This is a genomic window from Paenibacillus sp. J22P169 (assembly GCF_059691995.1).
Genome location: NZ_JCAUAO010000001.1, coordinates 339971 through 356250 on the forward strand (window position 1 = coordinate 339971; position 16280 = coordinate 356250).

A 16280-nucleotide genomic window follows, 5' to 3' on the forward strand; every position below is an offset into this window, starting at 1 on the left:
TTAGATGTATTCCTGCGCGCTTCGCGATCACCAATAAAGGAAATCCGAGCTGCGTCACGAATAGTAAAACATAAGCATAGCAAGGGGGAGACTGTCGTAGTTAGTCTGTCGTAACTCCAATAAACACATCATCAACATCCAAACACTTAAACAAATTAAATCAATTAACTGTAAAAACTACAGCTAATCTTCACGATTTTTCACCAAAATTCAAATTAACTGGATTTCCTGTAGTTAATTTCAACGGAACTCGCTGATAAGGATGAGATCCGTGAAATTAACTACATATTTTCCATCTAAATTGTCCAGTTCGGTGTAATCGACGAAATTAACTACATGTTTTCCATCTATTTCCGGCAGCTCCACCGAACGAAGGGAATTGAGGCTAGAAAATGTCGCCCAACCTCCGGCCAGGAGGCGCGAGGCTAGAATTTGCGATTGTACCACCGAACGAAGGGGACCGAGGCTAGAATATATTGCTCGAACCTCCGACCAGCAGGCGTCATGCTACAATTGGTCACTCTACCCTCCGATCAGTGGGTAGAACACAGATTATCCCTCACCCAATCCTCAAGAAACCCACCCGATGCAACCAACAGCAGGTGGGTTTTCGTTCGCTTTAGCACCTATCACTCATGAAAAGGATGAGAGCTGCGCATGATCAACACACTCATTTTGGTTTTCATATTAACGATGATTATTCACACCGCAGAGACGCTTTCGTACTCAATTCGTTATGCAGGTGTCCGAGTGAACAAACTCGCGGTAGCGCTATCGTTGGTCGGCATCGTCGTGCTCGTTTCGCGCACAGCGAACTTGATTCAGGCGCCTATGACGGCGCACTTTGTGGATTTTGCCAAGCACGAGCCTACGTTTGATTTGGTGCGATATTTACGCATATCATTGTTGGCGTCGTCTATCGGGACGATCATAGCTATCGCGTTATTCCCTACTTTTATCAACATCAGTGCTAGAGTTATTGCTCGTCTCGAGCTTGCAGGATCACTGCCGAAGATGCTCACGAATGTCACTATTTCACAACTCAAGAACACGACCAAATATATCAAGAAGCCTAAGGTGAAGCTAAGTCAGTTTCGTTATCTAGGTATATCCAAACGGTTTCTGTTCATCAATATCGTCGTGACGGCGTTCTATTCCGTAGGTGTTCTTGCCTCACTGTATGCGGCTCATTTATGGCCCGATCACGCGACGACAGCCTCACAAGCCTCTGGTCTAATCAATGGGATTGCCACTATTTTGCTAACGATATTCATAGATCCACAATTAGGTCTCATAACCGACAAAGCCTTACACGATGTGGAGCAGCGAAAGCAGTTGGGCAAAATCTACGCATTACTCATGACGACACGCTTCCTAGGAACGCTTCTAGCTCAAGTTTTTCTAGTTCCGTCAGCGTATTTTATCGGCTGGATTGTTCAATTGTTTTTCTAAAGTGGGTGAAATCCTTTCTTTCATCGCCCTCGCTTGGTATAATAGCCACTATCATAGTAGCGCAGCTAGAAACGGAGTCTGAACATGAAGAAGTTCAAGAAGTTTTATATTGAAATTACGAGCGTATGCAATTTGGCTTGCACATTCTGTCCGCAGACGAAGCGTCAAGCGAATTTCATCAAAATAGATACGTTTACGAATATCCTTGACCAAATCAAGCCTCATACGGATCACATCTATCTGCATGTGAAGGGGGAGCCGCTGCTCCATCCCAAAATTGATGAACTGCTCGATCTGAGCCACGAGAAGGGCTTCAAGGTGAATATCACAACAAATGGGACGCTCATTAACAAAAACAGGCACAAGCTGCTGGATAAACCGGCGCTTCGCCAAATGAACTTCTCCTTGCATAGCTTTGACGGTCATGAAGGTTCCGAGGATAAGGAAGGTTATGTGACGAGTATTCTGCGGTTTGCCAAGGAAATCGTCGCGAAATCGAATGTCATTATTTCCTTCCGATTATGGAATTTGGACACGGACAATCAGACGAATTTGGAGCGGAATCGGAATCGTGAAGTGCTGGAATTGCTAGAGAAAGAGTTCGAGCTTGATTACAAAATCGATGAGAAATTCGTCCGCGGTACTGGCGTTAAGCTTGCTGATCGCGTCTATCTGAATCAGGATCACGAGTTCCAGTGGCCTGATTTGAAAGCGGAGGAGATTGAGGGTCCTGGCTTCTGTCACGCCCTGCGCAATCAAGCGGGTATTCTCGTTGATGGAACCGTCATTCCATGTTGTTTGGATGGAGAAGGGGTTATCAATCTGGGGAACATTAACCACACGCCCTTCTCCGAAATCGTAGAGGGCGAACGTGCGAATCGTTTGTTTGAAGGCTTTTCCAGACGAGAAGTGGTCGAGGAATTATGTCGGAAATGCGGCTATCGCGAACGTTTTAGTATGTAAAAGGATGGCTCATTCCGGACAGCGGCTATGCTGTGGGAGTGGGCTTTTCATTTACTGCTCGATTTTTTGCTTTTAATAGACATTCATGAGATAATACAAGTTTGATTCAAACTATGGGTTGGGGGCACAAACGTGGGACGTTATCCATTTGCATATGATCATGCACAGCCATATATGCAGCAGGTGTCCGACTGGATTGCGGATATCTTCTATGACATTTTGCCTGAAGCAGGCTTTGAAGTTCGAGATGAACAGATTTACATGGCGTTTCAGCTAGAGCGGGCTTACGCGGAGAAACAGACGATTTTTGCGGAAGCTGGCGTCGGGACTGGCAAAACGTTGGTCTATTTATTATACGCGCTGTGTTATTCACGCTTTACGAAGAAACCGGCTATTATCGCCTGTGCCGATGAATCGCTCATTGAGCAGCTCGTGAAACCAGGCGGGGATATCGACAAAATTTCTCGTCATTTGAATTTGGAAATTGATGCACGGCTCGCGAAGTCACCGGATCAATATGCTTGCTTGGTCAAGCTGGACGAAGCTAGATTCGGCCACGAGGATACTGGGCTATACCGTGAAGTCTATGAGAGTCTACCTGATTTTGTTCATACACGTGAAGCCCTACAAACGTTCTATGCATACGGGGATCGCAAGAACTACTCGCAACTGAACGATGAGCAGTGGCACCGCATGAACTGGGATGCTTACCAAGACTGCTTCGTGTGTGATAAACGCCATCGGTGTGGACAAACCTTATCCCGTGAATCCTACCGGAAGTCAGCTGATTTAATCATATGTTCGCATGATTTCTACATGGAGCATGTATGGACATACGATGCTAGAAAGCGTGAAGGACAGCTGCCATTGCTGCCAGATCACTGTACCGTCGTATTTGATGAAGGACATTTAATGGAATCCGCTGCACAAAAAGCGTTGACCTATAAATTGAAGCATATGGTGTTCGAGGAATTGGTTATTCGTTTGCTAAAAGGGGAAGTTCGTGAAACCTTAGCGGTCTGTATTGATCGTGCAATTGAGCAGAGCGAACGTATGTTTGAGGTGCTGGAAAACTCCTGTCGCCCGATTGCAGGCTCTGATCGTAAGCAAATTATCATGAGTGATCTCTTGAAAAGAGAGATTCATACATTCTGTGATATTTTGTCCGAGATTGAAGAGGAGCTCGTCTTTGAAGGAGAAATGTTTACCCTCAATGACTATCAGCTGAAGATTGTCGAGGAGCATTTGGAGATGATGCAGAAGGCACTTGCGTTATTCCGCAACGATCATTCTTTCATTTGCTGGGCGACGGAAAGCATAACTGGACTCAGTCTTGTCATTATGCCAAGAACGGTGAAGGAAGTGCTGAAGGAGCACGTCTTTTCATCTAAAATGCCGATTGTGTTCTCCTCGGCGACACTTTCGGTGGAGGGCAGCTTCGACTATGTGGCGAATAGCTTAGGCTTGGAGAAATATCTCTCATTCTCCGTAGATTCTCCGTATGACTATGCGGAACGGATGGAAGTCATTGCCCCGCGCTTCACGGAAGGCGGAACGTTCCAAGAGAAGATGACTTCAGCCGTTAGTTTGTTGAAAAGAACGGAAGGCAGAGCGCTGATTCTGTTCCCGACACATCAGGAATTACAACGGTTCAAAACGGAGATGTCATCCCGTTCGGATTGTAAGGATCTAACCTTTTTCTATGAAGGAGATCAAGAAATCTCGCATGTGATTGCTTCGTTCCAAGAAAATGAACACAGTGTATTGGCTGCCGTTAGCTTGTGGGAGGGGCTGGATATTCCTGGTCCATCACTTTCGAATGTGATTGTCTGGGCGCTGCCGTTTCCTCCGCAGGATCCAGTGTTTAACGCCAAACGTGAGGCAGCAGCTTCACCTTATGAAGAAGTCGATATTCCGTACATGCTGCTAAGGCTGCGTCAAGGTATGGGCCGACTGATCCGAACGCGAGAAGATAGCGGGATTATTGCAATCTTCAGTGAAGAGCTGCATACGAATGCTTCCTTGCGTGAGCATGTGGAGCGGGTTTTACCAGCTGGCGTTGTGATGAAATCAGAGTAGGCGATTAGTAAATCAACAAATATATATACAGGGGGTTAGACTATGTCTAGCCCCTTTTTCATTTTAGTTTGTTTTCAAACCGCCGCTTTGTCTTGATTGAACGCTATTGTGGGTGATGAGCTTCTCTGAGATATTTTAATTGGAAATAGTACAGCTATTTCAGCAGTTTTCGAATTTATATACGAATTAACTGGATTTTCTGACGTTAATTTGAGACGAAATCGGTAGAAACGGCTAAATCCGCGAAATTAACATCATATTTTCCATCTAATCGATCGCATATGGAGAATCTCGCTAAAATAACTGTATAATTTCCAGTTAAACCCACTAGCAAGCGGTTATGAGGAGATAGGAGGAAGATGTAGCATACAAGCGGTCATGAGGAGACAGGAGGTAGATGTAGCATACAAGCGATCATGAGGTGATTGGAGGTAGATGTAGCGATCATGAGGTGATTGGAGGTAGATGTAGCGATCATGAGGTGATTGGAGGTAGATGTAGCGGTCATGAGGAAATAGGAGGTAGATGAAGCATACAAGCGGTCATGTGGAGATAGGAGGTAGATGAAGCATACAAGCGTTCATGAGGAGATAGGAGCTAGATATAGCATACAAGCGGTATGAGGAGATAGGAGCTAGATATAGCATACAAGCGGTATGAGGAGATAGGAGGAAGATGTAGCAAGCGGTCATGAGGAGACAGGAGGTAGATGTAGCATACAAGCGGTCATCAGCTGTAAGAAGTGGTTGTAACTTACAAACGAGAATGAAGCAAAAAGAGCTAGATGTAACACACAAGTGTGCAAGCGGCAACGATTTTCGCCCACTAGCGCTTTTCGAAGAGCAAGTTGATCATTTTTTACCTATGAACAGTCTATTGCCTAACAAAAGCGTGTATATATAACATATATTTGAAAGCGTTTACAACTTGTCCAAAGAAGTACGATCGACCCAATCAACCTCGGCCAATCAGGTGTTAGCAGCATGAATACGTCGAAGGAGGTCGTCGCATGCAATTCTCTTATACCCCTGATCAGCAAGATATGCGAACGAAGGTTCGTGAATTCGCACTCACACGAATGGAGCCAACTTCAACAGAAAGGGATGAACATGAGCGATTTGATCGTGGAATTTTCGACAGCCTAGGTGAACTTGGCTGGGCCGGGATACCCTGGCCAAAAGCATTTGGTGGCAGAGGGGCTGATTTTCTAACCTATGCGATGGTGATTGAAGAGCTTTCCCGTGTGTGTGCTTCGACAGGCGTCATGCTCTCCGTGCATACGTCGCTAGCCAGCTGGGCGATTCATACGTATGGGACGGATGTACAGAAAGCAAGGTTTTTGCTCCCAATGGCCCAAGGGCATAAGCTTGGCGCCTACTGTCTGACGGAGAGCGAATCCGGCTCAGACGCTGGAGCTATGCGTACGACCGCTACCAATGTGGGAGATGCGTATGAGCTTAACGGCTCCAAGCTATTCGTTACGAATGGCGGGGAGGCGGAGGTGTATATCGTTTTTGCGTTAACGGATGCAATGAACAAGCAAAAGAGCTGCACAGCCTTCATCGTTGAAAAAGGGATGGGAGGGCTTATTTTCGGTACCAAGGAAAAAAAGCTAGGCATCCGCTCATCCACAACGATGGAGTTGAGGTTTGAGGGGTGCAGCGTGCCAGCGGAGAACCGACTAGGTCCCGAAGGGGAAGGTTTTCGAATTGCCATGCGAAGTCTGGATGGCGGAAGGATTGGGATTGCTGCGCAAGCAACGGGAATAGGCCAAGGAGCCTTGGACGCTGTCGTTGCTTATGGAGCGGGATCTGGCTCGCGCAGCGGCGAGCTATTCGAAGCTCATATTTCCGAGATGGCCACGCACATTGAGGCCGCAAGGCTGCTGACCTATCAAGCCGCTTGGCGTAAAAGCCAAGGGCTCTCGTATGGGAAGCAGGCTGCCATAGCGAAGCTTTTTGCCAGTGATACGGCTGTTAAAGTGTGCTTGCGAGCTGTCCAGCTCTGTGGCGCATGGGGTTGCCTGAAGGAGTCAAAAGTAGAGCGTTATCTGCGAGATGCCAAAGTGACGCAAATTTATGAAGGGACGAATGAAATTCAGCGTATTGTGATTTCGCGTTTGTTGCTTTCTGAAAGTACGTAGGAAGGGAGAGCGAAAACATGAGTGATCACTATTTGCCTGGACTTGAGCATGTGATAGCCAGTGAGACTAGCATTTCATATCTCGATGTGGAGAAGGAAGAAATTGTGATTCGTGGGTATGATCTGATGGAGCTTGCTGAGCAAATGACCTATTTGGATGTTGTTGGGTTGCTGTTAGAGGGTAATTTGCCGAATGAGACGAGGCGCCAAGCGATTGAGTCACAGATTCAAGCGGTCTATGGATTACCTCCAAATGTGCGTGCGATGCTCCATTTGATGCCGGATCGGGCAGACATGATGGATGTGCTTCGAACGAGTATCTCCGCGTTAGCGAGCTTTGATGAGGAGCTTGATGATCGATCACCTGAAGCGAATGGACGTAAAGCGATACGCCTATTAGCCAAAGTGCCGCAAATTGTCGCCTATGGCTATCGGGCAATTACGAAGCAACCGCTCATTGAGCCAGAGTCTAAGTTATCCTATACAGCTAACTTTTTGTACATGATCACGGGAACGATTCCTTCTCCGATGGAGGAAGCGATTTTTGATCAATCCCTCATTGTGTATAGTGAACATGAATTACCGAACTCAACGTTTACGGCTCGCGTGATCGCTTCTACGCAATCTGATTTATATGGTGCGCTTGTTGGCGCGGTTGCGTCGCTCAAAGGCACTTTGCACGGTGGAGCGAATGAAGCGGTCATGCACATGCTGCTTGAAGCGGGTTCAGAAGATGATCTCGAAGCATTAATTCGTTCTAAGCTTGCCCGGAAAGAGCGCATTATGGGCTTTGGGCATCGCGTCTACATGCGTAAGCCTGATCCGCGCGCACTTCTGATGAAGGAAGCCTTAGCGCAGCTCGCACCAGCATGTAATCAACAGGAGCTATACGACATGTGCGTGCGTGGGGAAGACGTCATGAGGAGAGAGAAAGGTCTCCATCCCAATTTGGATTACTATGCCGCCCCTGTCTATTACTTGCTGGGCATTCCCATTGAGCTGTTTACACCTGTTTTCCTTGCTGCGCGCACGCTTGGTATCAGTGCACATGTGATGGAGCAGCATGCGAACAATCGTCTCTTCAGGCCTCGGGTCCGTTATACCGGCGCGCGAGATTTACACCCGCCTCAGGCACAAAGTCTTTCCGAAAGTGAGGACGAGATCGTATGAGTACGTCTAGTGAGTCGAATCAGAGGGAGATGATTTTTGACCCGCTCATTGTAGAAATTGCGGATTACGCTATTCAAGCTGAGATTGAAAGTGAGGAAGCGTATCAGATTGCGCAGCATGTCCTATTGGACTCTCTGGGAACAGGATTACTAGCTTTGCGTTTTCCAGCTTGCACGAAACATCTCGGTCCGATTGTTCCCGGTGCTGAGGTCATAGGCGGTGCGCGTGTACCTGGAACTCGATATGAATTGGATCCCGTGCAAGCGGCCTTTAATATCGGGTGCATGATTCGGTGGCTCGATTACAACGACACGTGGCTAGCGGCGGAATGGGGGCATCCCTCCGACAATTTAGGAAGTATCCTTGCTGTTGCCGACTATGTGAGTCGGAAGCGTATAGCCGAGGGGCAAGCGCCATTCACCATGAAAGACGTCTTAACCATGGCAATCAAAGCCCATGAAATTCAAGGCGTGCTTGCTTTGGAAAATAGTTTGAACGCTGTTGGCTTGGATCATGTCCATTTGGTGAAAATTGCCTCAACCGCAGTGGCGACGGTCATGCTGGGAGGGACGAAGGAGGAGGTTTGCAACGCGATCTCCAATGCGTGGATTGATGGCGCGAGTTTACGAACGTATCGGCATGCGCCCAATACAGGGTCAAGGAAATCATGGGCAGCTGGGGATGCAACGAGTCGGGCGGTTCGAATAGCGTTAATGGCAGTTGGCGGGGAGATGGGATATGCGTCTGCGTTGACCGCGCCGAATTGGGGCTTTCAGGATGTACTCTTCGAGGGCAAAACCTTAACTCTCGCTCGCCCCCTGCGTAGTTATGTGATGGAACATATTTTATTCAAAATTTCGTTTCCTGCGGAATTTCATGCTCAAACTGCTGTCGAGTGTGCACTTACACTTCATGAACGTGTTAAGGATCATATAGTTGACATAACTAAAATTATGTTAACAACTCACAAATCAGCTTTACGTATTATTGATAAAAAAGGTCCTCTGCATAATCCGGCAGATCGGGATCATTGTCTCCAGTACATGGTTGCCATAGGACTCTTATATGGGACGTTAACTGCCGAGCATTACGAAGATGATATCGCTGCTGACCCACGAATTGATGCGCTTCGCGAGCGCATGGTCGTTGTCGAGAACGAGCAGTACAGTAAGGATTATTTGGATCCAGATAAGCGCTCGATTGCGAACAGCATCCAAATTTACTTTAAGGACGGAACATCGACGGAAAAAATCGTCTGTGAATATCCAATCGGACACCGTCGGCGGCGTGCTGAGGGGTTGCCAAAGGTGATCGACAAGTTTAAAGCGAATGTACAAACGCGTTTTCCAAGGAAACAGACGGAAGAAATTATGAAGCTATCGCTTGATTACGAGAAGCTCATTCATACAACCGTACCTGCGTATATGTCACTATTCGTGATTTAATTGTCTGCAAATCGGCTGTATGAAGTAGGAGGTCAATATGTCATGGCTGATTGAGGAGGAGCCAAGTCAAGAGCAGTTAGCTGCGCAATGGCGCCGTTTAGTCGAAGCGGGTCCTATTCTCCAAATTGTGGGTACCCACGATGGCATGGCAGCTAGAATCGCCAAACAGGCACAATTTCAAGCCATTTACCTATCAGGTGCTGCCTATACGGCCAGCAGAGGGTTGCCTGATTTGGGGCTTATTTATTCCAATGAAGTGGCTGAGCGTGCACGTGAGCTGGTCCGCGCAGCTGGACTTCCGTTATTGGTGGATATTGATACGGGATATGGCGGCATCCTGAATGTCGCACGAACTGCGAAGGAGATGGTAGAGGCGAAGGTCGCCGCTGTTCAAATTGAGGACCAAGAGATGCCGAAGAAATGCGGCCATCTCAGCGGTAAAAAGCTCATTTCTACGGAGCAAATGTGTCAAAAAATCCGCACGCTCAAAGCGGTTAGCCCGACTTTGTATATCCTTGCACGGACGGATGCGAAAGGAGTAGAAGGTATGGCGGAAGCCATTACCCGTGCCAAGCATTACATCGCCGCTGGAGCTGACGCGATTTTCCCTGAAGCACTTGAAAGCGAGGAGGACTTTCAGCATTTTCGAAAGGAAGTGGATGCACCTCTTTTAGCTAATATGACAGAATTTGGACGTACACCTTACTATACGGCAGCGCAATTTGAAAATTGGGGATTCCGGATGGTTCTCTATCCAGTTACGTCGCTTCGTGTCGCTGCTAAGGCTTATGAGCAGGTATTTGAGGGAATTCGTAAGCAAGGAACGCAGATCGGATCACTAGATGACATGCAGACGCGCAGCGAGTTATATAAAGCGATTCGTTATGAAGATTATGAGGCCTTGGACGGTTCTATTGCACGATCAACATGGGAGGATAAGAGTTAAAAGTGCAAGCGGCTTGAGGGAGGGCTCCACATGGATTATAGCCTTTCAGAGGAATTGGAAATGATTCGCAGCATGGTACGCGATTTTGCGGCAGGGGAGGTTGCGCCAACGGCGGCGCTGCGTGATGAAGAAGAGCGATTTGATCGCCTGTTATTCGAGAGTATGGGGGAGCTTGGCTTAACTGGGATTCTTGTTCCTGAGGTCTATGGCGGACTTGGCTCGGATGCTTTGACGAATAGTTTGGTTTTGGAGGAGTTGGCTCGTGCGTGCGCATCGACGGGGTATACCCTTTTTGTGCATAGCGCGATGGCAGGTGCGGCGATTTCAATGTTTGGCACGGAGGAGCAGAAGAAGGTCTTCCTGGGGCCGATGGGTGAGGGGAGAAAGATTGGGGCATTTGCTTGGTCAGAAATGGCACAATCAAAGGGTGCTTCGAGCGTAGAACTGCTTACGAAAGCGTTGCGTGATGGAGAAGATTATGTGTTGAATGGAGCCAAGGCTTTTGTTGCAAATGCGGGAGAAGCAGATGTGTTTGTGGTGTTTGCAGCGATGGGGGATGATCTAACGACGCATGCGAGCAGTGCTTTTCTTGTTGAGAAAGGCACACCGGGGCTCACTTTAGGTAAAAAGGAAAAGAAACTCGGCACGCTAGGGTCTCCTAGCCTGTCGTTTGAGCTTGTGGACTGCCGTATTCCAGTGACGAATCGACTTGGCGAGGAAGGAGACGGTCATCGGATTGCTTTGCGAACGTTGGAGAGTGCCCGCAGTGGCATTGCCGCACTAGCAGTTGGGCTCGCGCAAGCAGCCATGGAGGTGGCTATTGCCTATGCGAAGACGCGCAAGCAATTTGGTAAGCCGATTGCGCAGCAGCAAGCTATCGCTTTTAAGCTTGCGAATATGGCTGCGCAAATCGAAGCAGCCCGATTGCTCACGTATCAAGCCGCATGGCGCGAGAGTCAAGGTGGAGATGGTGGTGGCGATTTGCTGTATGCCAATCTTTTCGCCGGGGATACGGTGATGGCAGTAGCCATTGAAGCCGTTCAAATTCTTGGCGGCTATGGGTATACGAAGGCATTTCCAGTTGAAAGGTACTTACGAGATGCGAAAATGCTCCAGATGGTTGAAGCCACAATGGAAGAGCAGCGGAGAGCGATTGTTCGCTTGTTGAAGAAGGAGTGAGATGAGGACTGGAGGGCGAGGTGTATGAGAGAAAGTGTCATCGTTGGCGGTGCGAGAACCCCATTTGGCAAGTTCGGCGGTTCACTTAAGGAGGTTCCAGCTGTTGAATTGGGTGGGATCGTCATTAAAGAAGCCATACGACGAGCGTCTCTGGATCCTTCGTCAATTGATGAAGTCCTGATGGGCATGGTGCTGCAAGGAGGTGCAGGACAAATTCCTTCCCGTCAGGCGGCGCACAGAGCGGGACTTGCGTGGAATGTCACGTCAGAGACGATCAACAAAGTGTGCGCCTCAGGCATGCGAAGTGTGACCATGGCTGACCAAATCATCCGTGCAGGCGATGCGTCAACTCTCGTAGCTGGCGGCATGGAGAGCATGAGCTCGGCACCATATCTGGCAACGCATGCGCGTTGGGGCGCACGAATGGGCGAGCAACGACTTATTGATCTTATGATTCATGATGGTCTGACATGCCCATTCGACCATGTGCATATGGTTGTCCATGGAAGTCGCGTTGCTGCTGAGTTCAGTATTGGACGCCTGGAGCAGGACGAGTGGGCTTTGCGCAGTCATCAATTAGCCTTACAAGCGATGTCTAAAGGATATTTTGCAGAGGAAATTGCACCTGTCCTTGTGGGTACGAACGTAGTGAATCACGATGAGGGGCCGCGTATGGACACGAGCTTGCCTAAGCTCGCCGCATTAACGCCAGTATTCGATAAACAAGGGAGTATTACAGCGGGGAATGCCCCTGGCGTGAATGATGGAGCAGCTGCTTTGGTTGTTATGGCCAAGGAGGCCGCCTTAGCTCAAGGTATTCTACCTATTGCGACAATTATTGGTCACGCCAATGTCGGTGAGCGAGCGCCTTATATCGCGACAACTCCCGCTTTGGCGATTCGGAAGCTGCTGCAGCAAACGGGAATGAAGCTGGATCAAATGGATCGATTCGAGGTGAATGAAGCTTTTGCCGCTGTCGTGCTCACTTGCGAAAGTTTATTAGGCTGGGACACGCAGCGGGTCAATGTCAACGGCGGTGCAATTGCGCTCGGTCATCCAATTGGTGCGAGCGGCACGCGAATTATTCTAACACTAATTCATGAGCTTCGTAGAATTGGCGGTGGTTATGGGATTGCTGCGATATGCAGCGGAACGGCGCAAGGCGACGCGATCCTGCTGCGTGTGGATTAAGGGATAAGGGATAGAAAGAAAGCCGCTGTTGAAGAATTTCGATTGAATGAAGCCGTAGGAGCGATATACCATGTCTATTCAAACCATTATGGTTGTAGGCGCAGGGCAGATGGGAAGCGGAATAGCTCAAGTTGCTGCAGCTGCAGGGCGTACGGTGCTCTGGCACGATCTTTCCACGCACCTGATCGACAAGGGCCTATTGGGCATCCGTCAACAACTTGATCGGCGAGTAGCGAAGAGCAAGTTGACGGAGGAAGCGAAGGAGGGGATACTTAGTCGTATTCAGCCTGCGGAAGTCATTGACGAGGCTGCGCAAGTGGATCTTGTAATCGAGGCGATATCCGAAAATATGGCCTGGAAAACAGCACTTTTTCAGAAGCTGGACGGGATCTGTTCGCCGCATGTAATATTGGCAACGAATACGTCATCCTTGCCGATTACTGAGATTGCTGCGGCAACCACACGTCCATCACAGGTCATCGGGATGCATTTCATGAATCCGGTGCCCGTGATGCCGCTTATAGAAATCATTCGTGGTCTCGAGACCTCACAAGTCGTATTTGAAGCAATCTTTCAGCTTAGTCAGGAGCTTGGAAAAACGCCGGTGGAGGTGCAGGATTTCCCTGGGTTCGTTTCGAATCGCATTCTCATGCCAATGATCAATGAAGCCGTATTTACAGTTTATGAAGGTGTAGCAACGGTGGAAGCTGTAGATAAGGTGATGAAGCTCGGGATGAACCATCCAATGGGGCCCTTAGAGCTAGCCGATCTAATTGGTCTGGACACCTGTTTATCAATCATGGAGATCCTCTATGAGGGATTCAAGGACTCTAAGTATCGCCCGTGTCCGCTTCTTAGAAAATATGTGAGGGCGGGGCGCCTTGGACGCAAGTCAGGGCAAGGATTTTATACGTATTCAAGTTGATTGTTTTGCTAAAAGATAAGGGATATGCAGTCACTCTGAGGAGGGGCTGTTTTTTTGTTCTTGAAGGGAATATCAGGGGGAGAATGGAATATTTAAGCAGCGAAAAGATATAGATTGTGATCAGAAAGGATGGATACGACCGATGGAGAATGCTTGCTTAGGATGTCAGTTGGCGAACGGACAAGTTGATGCGCACGTGGTGTACGAGAATGAGTGGTTGACGGCTATCTTAGATATTGCACCCTTAAATGAAGGGCATGTTCTTCTGCTTCCTAAGCGTCATGTTGCTGAAATGGAGGAATTGGGGGAAGAGGTTGCAGCAGCTATGCTTCATGCTTCCATGCGAATGTCTCGTTTGATTAAAAAGCTCTATCAACCAGACGGCATCACGATTCTCCAAAATGGTGGTACATTTAACGATTTAGGCCATGTACATGTGCACGTTTTCCCAAGATATGAAGGGGATGGATTCGGTTGGTTGGAGCCTGAGGATCGAAATAACAATCGAAATCGGTTGGCAGAGACAAGAAAAGATATGATTAATGCCATTAATGATTTAGGTGATTAATTATAAAAAGTTGGCATCCCTTTGGTAACATGATAAACTGCTATGGGGCAACACCGCAGCGGATTGATCTGATTCTCAAGGAAGCAGCAGGCCAAGCTGGTGTTCAACAAAGGAGGCATTCTCTGTGAAATTTCGAGCCGTATCGAATGAGACCAAGATGAATTATATGCTTTGGTGCATAAAGAATGAAATAAGGAAAGAAAATACGTACTTAGCATCCCTTCCGTTTGATCCTTCACCCATCATAGCCGTTGTGAAGTATCATCTGGATCAGTGGGATCCCATGCAATTGCTTGAGAGTGGAAGTCTAGAGGATGAGTACGATGGTGAAGCTCGTAGCGTAACCATTTATATAACTAAGCATTTGGATGATATGAGCGTTGCGGGGTTGGGACAAGCGATCCAACAGATTTTCAGGAAATCTTTCTTGGAAGAGTTTCTATCCGATGAGGAGACATTTGAGATCGCAATTGCCATCCTGCGTGATTTGACTAGTGGAAATGAGGAAGAATTGTGAGTGAAATGGTAGGGAAGTATTGTGCAAAGTTTTTTGGCAAAACAGGTGTTATTCTTGAAATTGGTGTTGTGAAAAAGGTAGCAAGTCGTACCATTCATGTGGATTGGGGAACGAAAACATGGGTGTACCAGAATCGCGATTTCAACTGGACGCCGCTTACTAAGGAAGAGTTCGAGGTCAAATACAAAAAGCCGAAATTCTCAGACGCCGCACTCGTGCGTGCCGCTGAATTAGGCTTGAAAATTACGTATAATTAAGTCACGGCTGCCTTTGGGCGGCCGTTTTTTTGTTATGTCGATAAAATCGAAATTTCTCACCTGGCTAAGCCGGCCTTACACGGAAAAATTGAATACTACTTATTTTCTCCAAATAAATGGGCTGTGAGCATGATAAAATAAGAGTGTGGGATGAATTCTAGTGAGGTGCAGCCATGAAATTTGTACTCGTATTCGGTCCGCAAGCTGTTGGTAAAATGACAGTCGGCCACGCGCTTGAAAAAATAACCGAATTGAAGCTTTTCCATAATCATATGACGATTGATCTTGTTCATCCATTATTCGGGTATTCCGCAGAAACTTGGCGGTTAGTTGATTTATTTCGTTGTGAGATTTTTGAGGCTGTCTCGAAAAGTGAGCTGTATGGCTTAATTTTCACGTACGTATGGGCTTTGGATGTGCAAGCGGAGTGGGACTATGTGCAAAAAGTCTGCTCGATTTTCGAATCCAAAGGAGGCGAAGTCTATTTCGTTGAACTTGAAGCACCCGTGGATGAAAGGATAGAGCGCAACAAAACGCCCCACCGACTCGCGCATAAGCCTACCAAACGAGACGTGGCACAATCAGAACAGAATTTACTCGCAAGTATGGAAAAGTATCGATTAAACTCACTCGAAGGTGAAATCACTAGAGACCATTACTTACGAATCAACAATGCGGATTTGAGTCCAGAGGATGTTGCTGCAATGATTAAAGAAAAGTTTCATTTCTGAATCCCATCACCATTAGGATGGAGGCTGCCAGGATGTTACACATTAGAGAATTGCTGCTTACAGAGGAATATCCGATTCACTTGTTTCTATTAGCTGATCCAGAACTTGCGATGGTTGAGTCCTATGTCTATCAAAGTAAATGCTTCGTGCTGGAAGAAAATAATGAAATCATCGGTTCTTATTTGCTGCTGCCGACGAGGCCGAAGACAATTGAATTGGTTAACATTGCGGTTATTACGAAGAAACAAGGCAGGGGCTATGGAAAAGAACTAGTCAAGCACGCGGTAGAGACTGCAAGGACGTTAAACTATCAGACGATTGAGGTTGGCACGGGGAATTCAGGGGTACAGCAACTAAGCCTCTATCAGAAGTGCGGTTTTCGTATCTATGGTGTGGATCTTGATTTTTTTACAAGACATTATAAGGAGCCTATTTTCGAAAATGGCATTCAATGTCGAGACATGATTCGTTTAAGTCAGGACTTATAAATGGAATAGGAAAACTCCCGTAAACTGTGCCGTTAAGGCTTAAGTGCGGGAGTTTTCTGTATAAGTAACGCCGTTCGCGTCTATTTATTATTTCCCAACTTGCTAATAGGTATACTCATTGACTTGAAAAAGAAGCTGAGGTATACTTCAGACATCGGTTTATTTAGTAATTTAGTAAATTAGTAAATCGGAGTAAAGAAAATCCATAAACCGAAATTAGTCTGAAT

15 protein-coding genes are annotated in these 16280 nt (G+C 47.3%); all 15 read left to right on the forward strand.

What is annotated here, in order from left to right:
* Positions 1-657: 657 nt before the first annotated feature.
* Positions 658-1452, forward strand: a complete 795-nt coding sequence (locus tag AC58QG_RS01705; RefSeq protein WP_497360149.1) for a lipid II flippase Amj family protein — start codon at positions 658-660, stop codon at positions 1450-1452.
* Positions 1453-1536: 84 nt separating this feature from the next.
* Positions 1537-2415, forward strand: a complete 879-nt coding sequence (locus AC58QG_RS01710) for a radical SAM/SPASM domain-containing protein (protein WP_057315601.1) — start codon at positions 1537-1539, stop codon at positions 2413-2415.
* 132 nt (positions 2416-2547) lie between these two features.
* Positions 2548-4494 (forward strand): ATP-dependent DNA helicase, encoded by a 1947-nt coding sequence (locus AC58QG_RS01715; protein ID WP_497360152.1) that lies wholly within the window; start codon positions 2548-2550, stop codon positions 4492-4494.
* Positions 4495-5503: 1009 nt separating this feature from the next.
* The gene (locus AC58QG_RS01720) at positions 5504-6637 is read left to right on the forward strand and encodes an acyl-CoA dehydrogenase family protein (RefSeq protein WP_497360154.1); all 1134 of its coding nucleotides are present in this window, start codon (positions 5504-5506) and stop codon (positions 6635-6637) included.
* Positions 6638-6654: 17 nt separating this feature from the next.
* Positions 6655-7806 (forward strand): citrate synthase, encoded by a 1152-nt coding sequence (gene mmgD, locus AC58QG_RS01725; RefSeq protein WP_497360156.1) that lies wholly within the window; start codon positions 6655-6657, stop codon positions 7804-7806.
* Positions 7803-9251, forward strand: coding sequence for a bifunctional 2-methylcitrate dehydratase/aconitate hydratase (locus AC58QG_RS01730; RefSeq protein ID WP_497360158.1), 1449 nt, complete (start codon positions 7803-7805; stop codon positions 9249-9251). The genes mmgD and AC58QG_RS01730 overlap by 4 nt, the downstream gene beginning before the upstream one ends.
* A 37-nt stretch (positions 9252-9288) precedes the next feature.
* Positions 9289-10197, forward strand: a complete 909-nt coding sequence (gene prpB / locus AC58QG_RS01735) for a methylisocitrate lyase (protein ID WP_497360160.1) — start codon at positions 9289-9291, stop codon at positions 10195-10197.
* A 30-nt stretch (positions 10198-10227) separates the two neighbouring features.
* Positions 10228-11376, forward strand: a complete 1149-nt coding sequence (locus AC58QG_RS01740) for an acyl-CoA dehydrogenase family protein (protein ID WP_497360162.1) — start codon at positions 10228-10230, stop codon at positions 11374-11376.
* Positions 11377-11400: 24 nt separating this feature from the next.
* Positions 11401-12567, forward strand: a complete 1167-nt coding sequence (locus AC58QG_RS01745; RefSeq protein ID WP_497360164.1) for an acetyl-CoA C-acetyltransferase — start codon at positions 11401-11403, stop codon at positions 12565-12567.
* A 70-nt stretch (positions 12568-12637) separates the two neighbouring features.
* Positions 12638-13492 carry a 3-hydroxybutyryl-CoA dehydrogenase gene (locus tag AC58QG_RS01750; protein WP_497360166.1) on the forward strand — a complete coding sequence of 285 codons (855 nt, stop codon included), beginning with the start codon at positions 12638-12640 and terminating at the stop codon, positions 13490-13492.
* Positions 13493-13634: 142 nt separating this feature from the next.
* Complete coding sequence (locus AC58QG_RS01755; protein WP_497360168.1) at positions 13635-14060, forward strand: HIT family protein; 426 nt, start codon at positions 13635-13637, stop codon at positions 14058-14060.
* Between the two features lie 124 nt (positions 14061-14184).
* Positions 14185-14577 carry a DUF1871 family protein gene (locus tag AC58QG_RS01760; protein WP_497360170.1) on the forward strand — a complete coding sequence of 131 codons (393 nt, stop codon included), beginning with the start codon at positions 14185-14187 and terminating at the stop codon, positions 14575-14577.
* Entirely contained in the window at positions 14574-14834 is a 261-nt protein-coding gene (locus tag AC58QG_RS01765) for a hypothetical protein (RefSeq protein ID WP_056625290.1), read from the forward strand. The genes AC58QG_RS01760 and AC58QG_RS01765 overlap by 4 nt, the downstream gene beginning before the upstream one ends.
* A 173-nt stretch (positions 14835-15007) precedes the next feature.
* Entirely contained in the window at positions 15008-15565 is a 558-nt protein-coding gene (locus AC58QG_RS01770; RefSeq protein ID WP_497360172.1) for a DEAD/DEAH box helicase family protein, read from the forward strand.
* 32 nt (positions 15566-15597) lie between these two features.
* Entirely contained in the window at positions 15598-16053 is a 456-nt protein-coding gene (locus tag AC58QG_RS01775; RefSeq protein WP_497360174.1) for a GNAT family N-acetyltransferase, read from the forward strand.
* The last annotated feature ends 227 nt before the right edge of the window (positions 16054-16280 follow it).

What these genes read in the sequence shown, in the direction of transcription:
- AC58QG_RS01720 (WP_497360154.1), top strand. Translation starts at nt 5,504, where the DNA reads ATGCAATTCTCTTATACCCCTGATCAGCAAGATATGCGAACGAAGGTT.
- AC58QG_RS01730 (WP_497360158.1), top strand. Translation starts at nt 7,803, where the DNA reads ATGAGTACGTCTAGTGAGTCGAATCAGAGGGAGATGATTTTTGACCCG.
- AC58QG_RS01775 (WP_497360174.1), top strand. Translation starts at nt 15,598, where the DNA reads ATGTTACACATTAGAGAATTGCTGCTTACAGAGGAATATCCGATTCAC.
- AC58QG_RS01745 (WP_497360164.1), top strand. Translation starts at nt 11,401, where the DNA reads ATGAGAGAAAGTGTCATCGTTGGCGGTGCGAGAACCCCATTTGGCAAG.
- mmgD (WP_497360156.1), top strand. Translation starts at nt 6,655, where the DNA reads ATGAGTGATCACTATTTGCCTGGACTTGAGCATGTGATAGCCAGTGAG.
- AC58QG_RS01740 (WP_497360162.1), top strand. Translation starts at nt 10,228, where the DNA reads ATGGATTATAGCCTTTCAGAGGAATTGGAAATGATTCGCAGCATGGTA.
- AC58QG_RS01710 (WP_057315601.1), top strand. Translation starts at nt 1,537, where the DNA reads ATGAAGAAGTTCAAGAAGTTTTATATTGAAATTACGAGCGTATGCAAT.
- AC58QG_RS01770 (WP_497360172.1), top strand. Translation starts at nt 15,008, where the DNA reads ATGAAATTTGTACTCGTATTCGGTCCGCAAGCTGTTGGTAAAATGACA.
- AC58QG_RS01750 (WP_497360166.1), top strand. Translation starts at nt 12,638, where the DNA reads ATGTCTATTCAAACCATTATGGTTGTAGGCGCAGGGCAGATGGGAAGC.
- AC58QG_RS01705 (WP_497360149.1), top strand. Translation starts at nt 658, where the DNA reads ATGATCAACACACTCATTTTGGTTTTCATATTAACGATGATTATTCAC.
- AC58QG_RS01755 (WP_497360168.1), top strand. Translation starts at nt 13,635, where the DNA reads ATGGAGAATGCTTGCTTAGGATGTCAGTTGGCGAACGGACAAGTTGAT.
- prpB (WP_497360160.1), top strand. Translation starts at nt 9,289, where the DNA reads ATGTCATGGCTGATTGAGGAGGAGCCAAGTCAAGAGCAGTTAGCTGCG.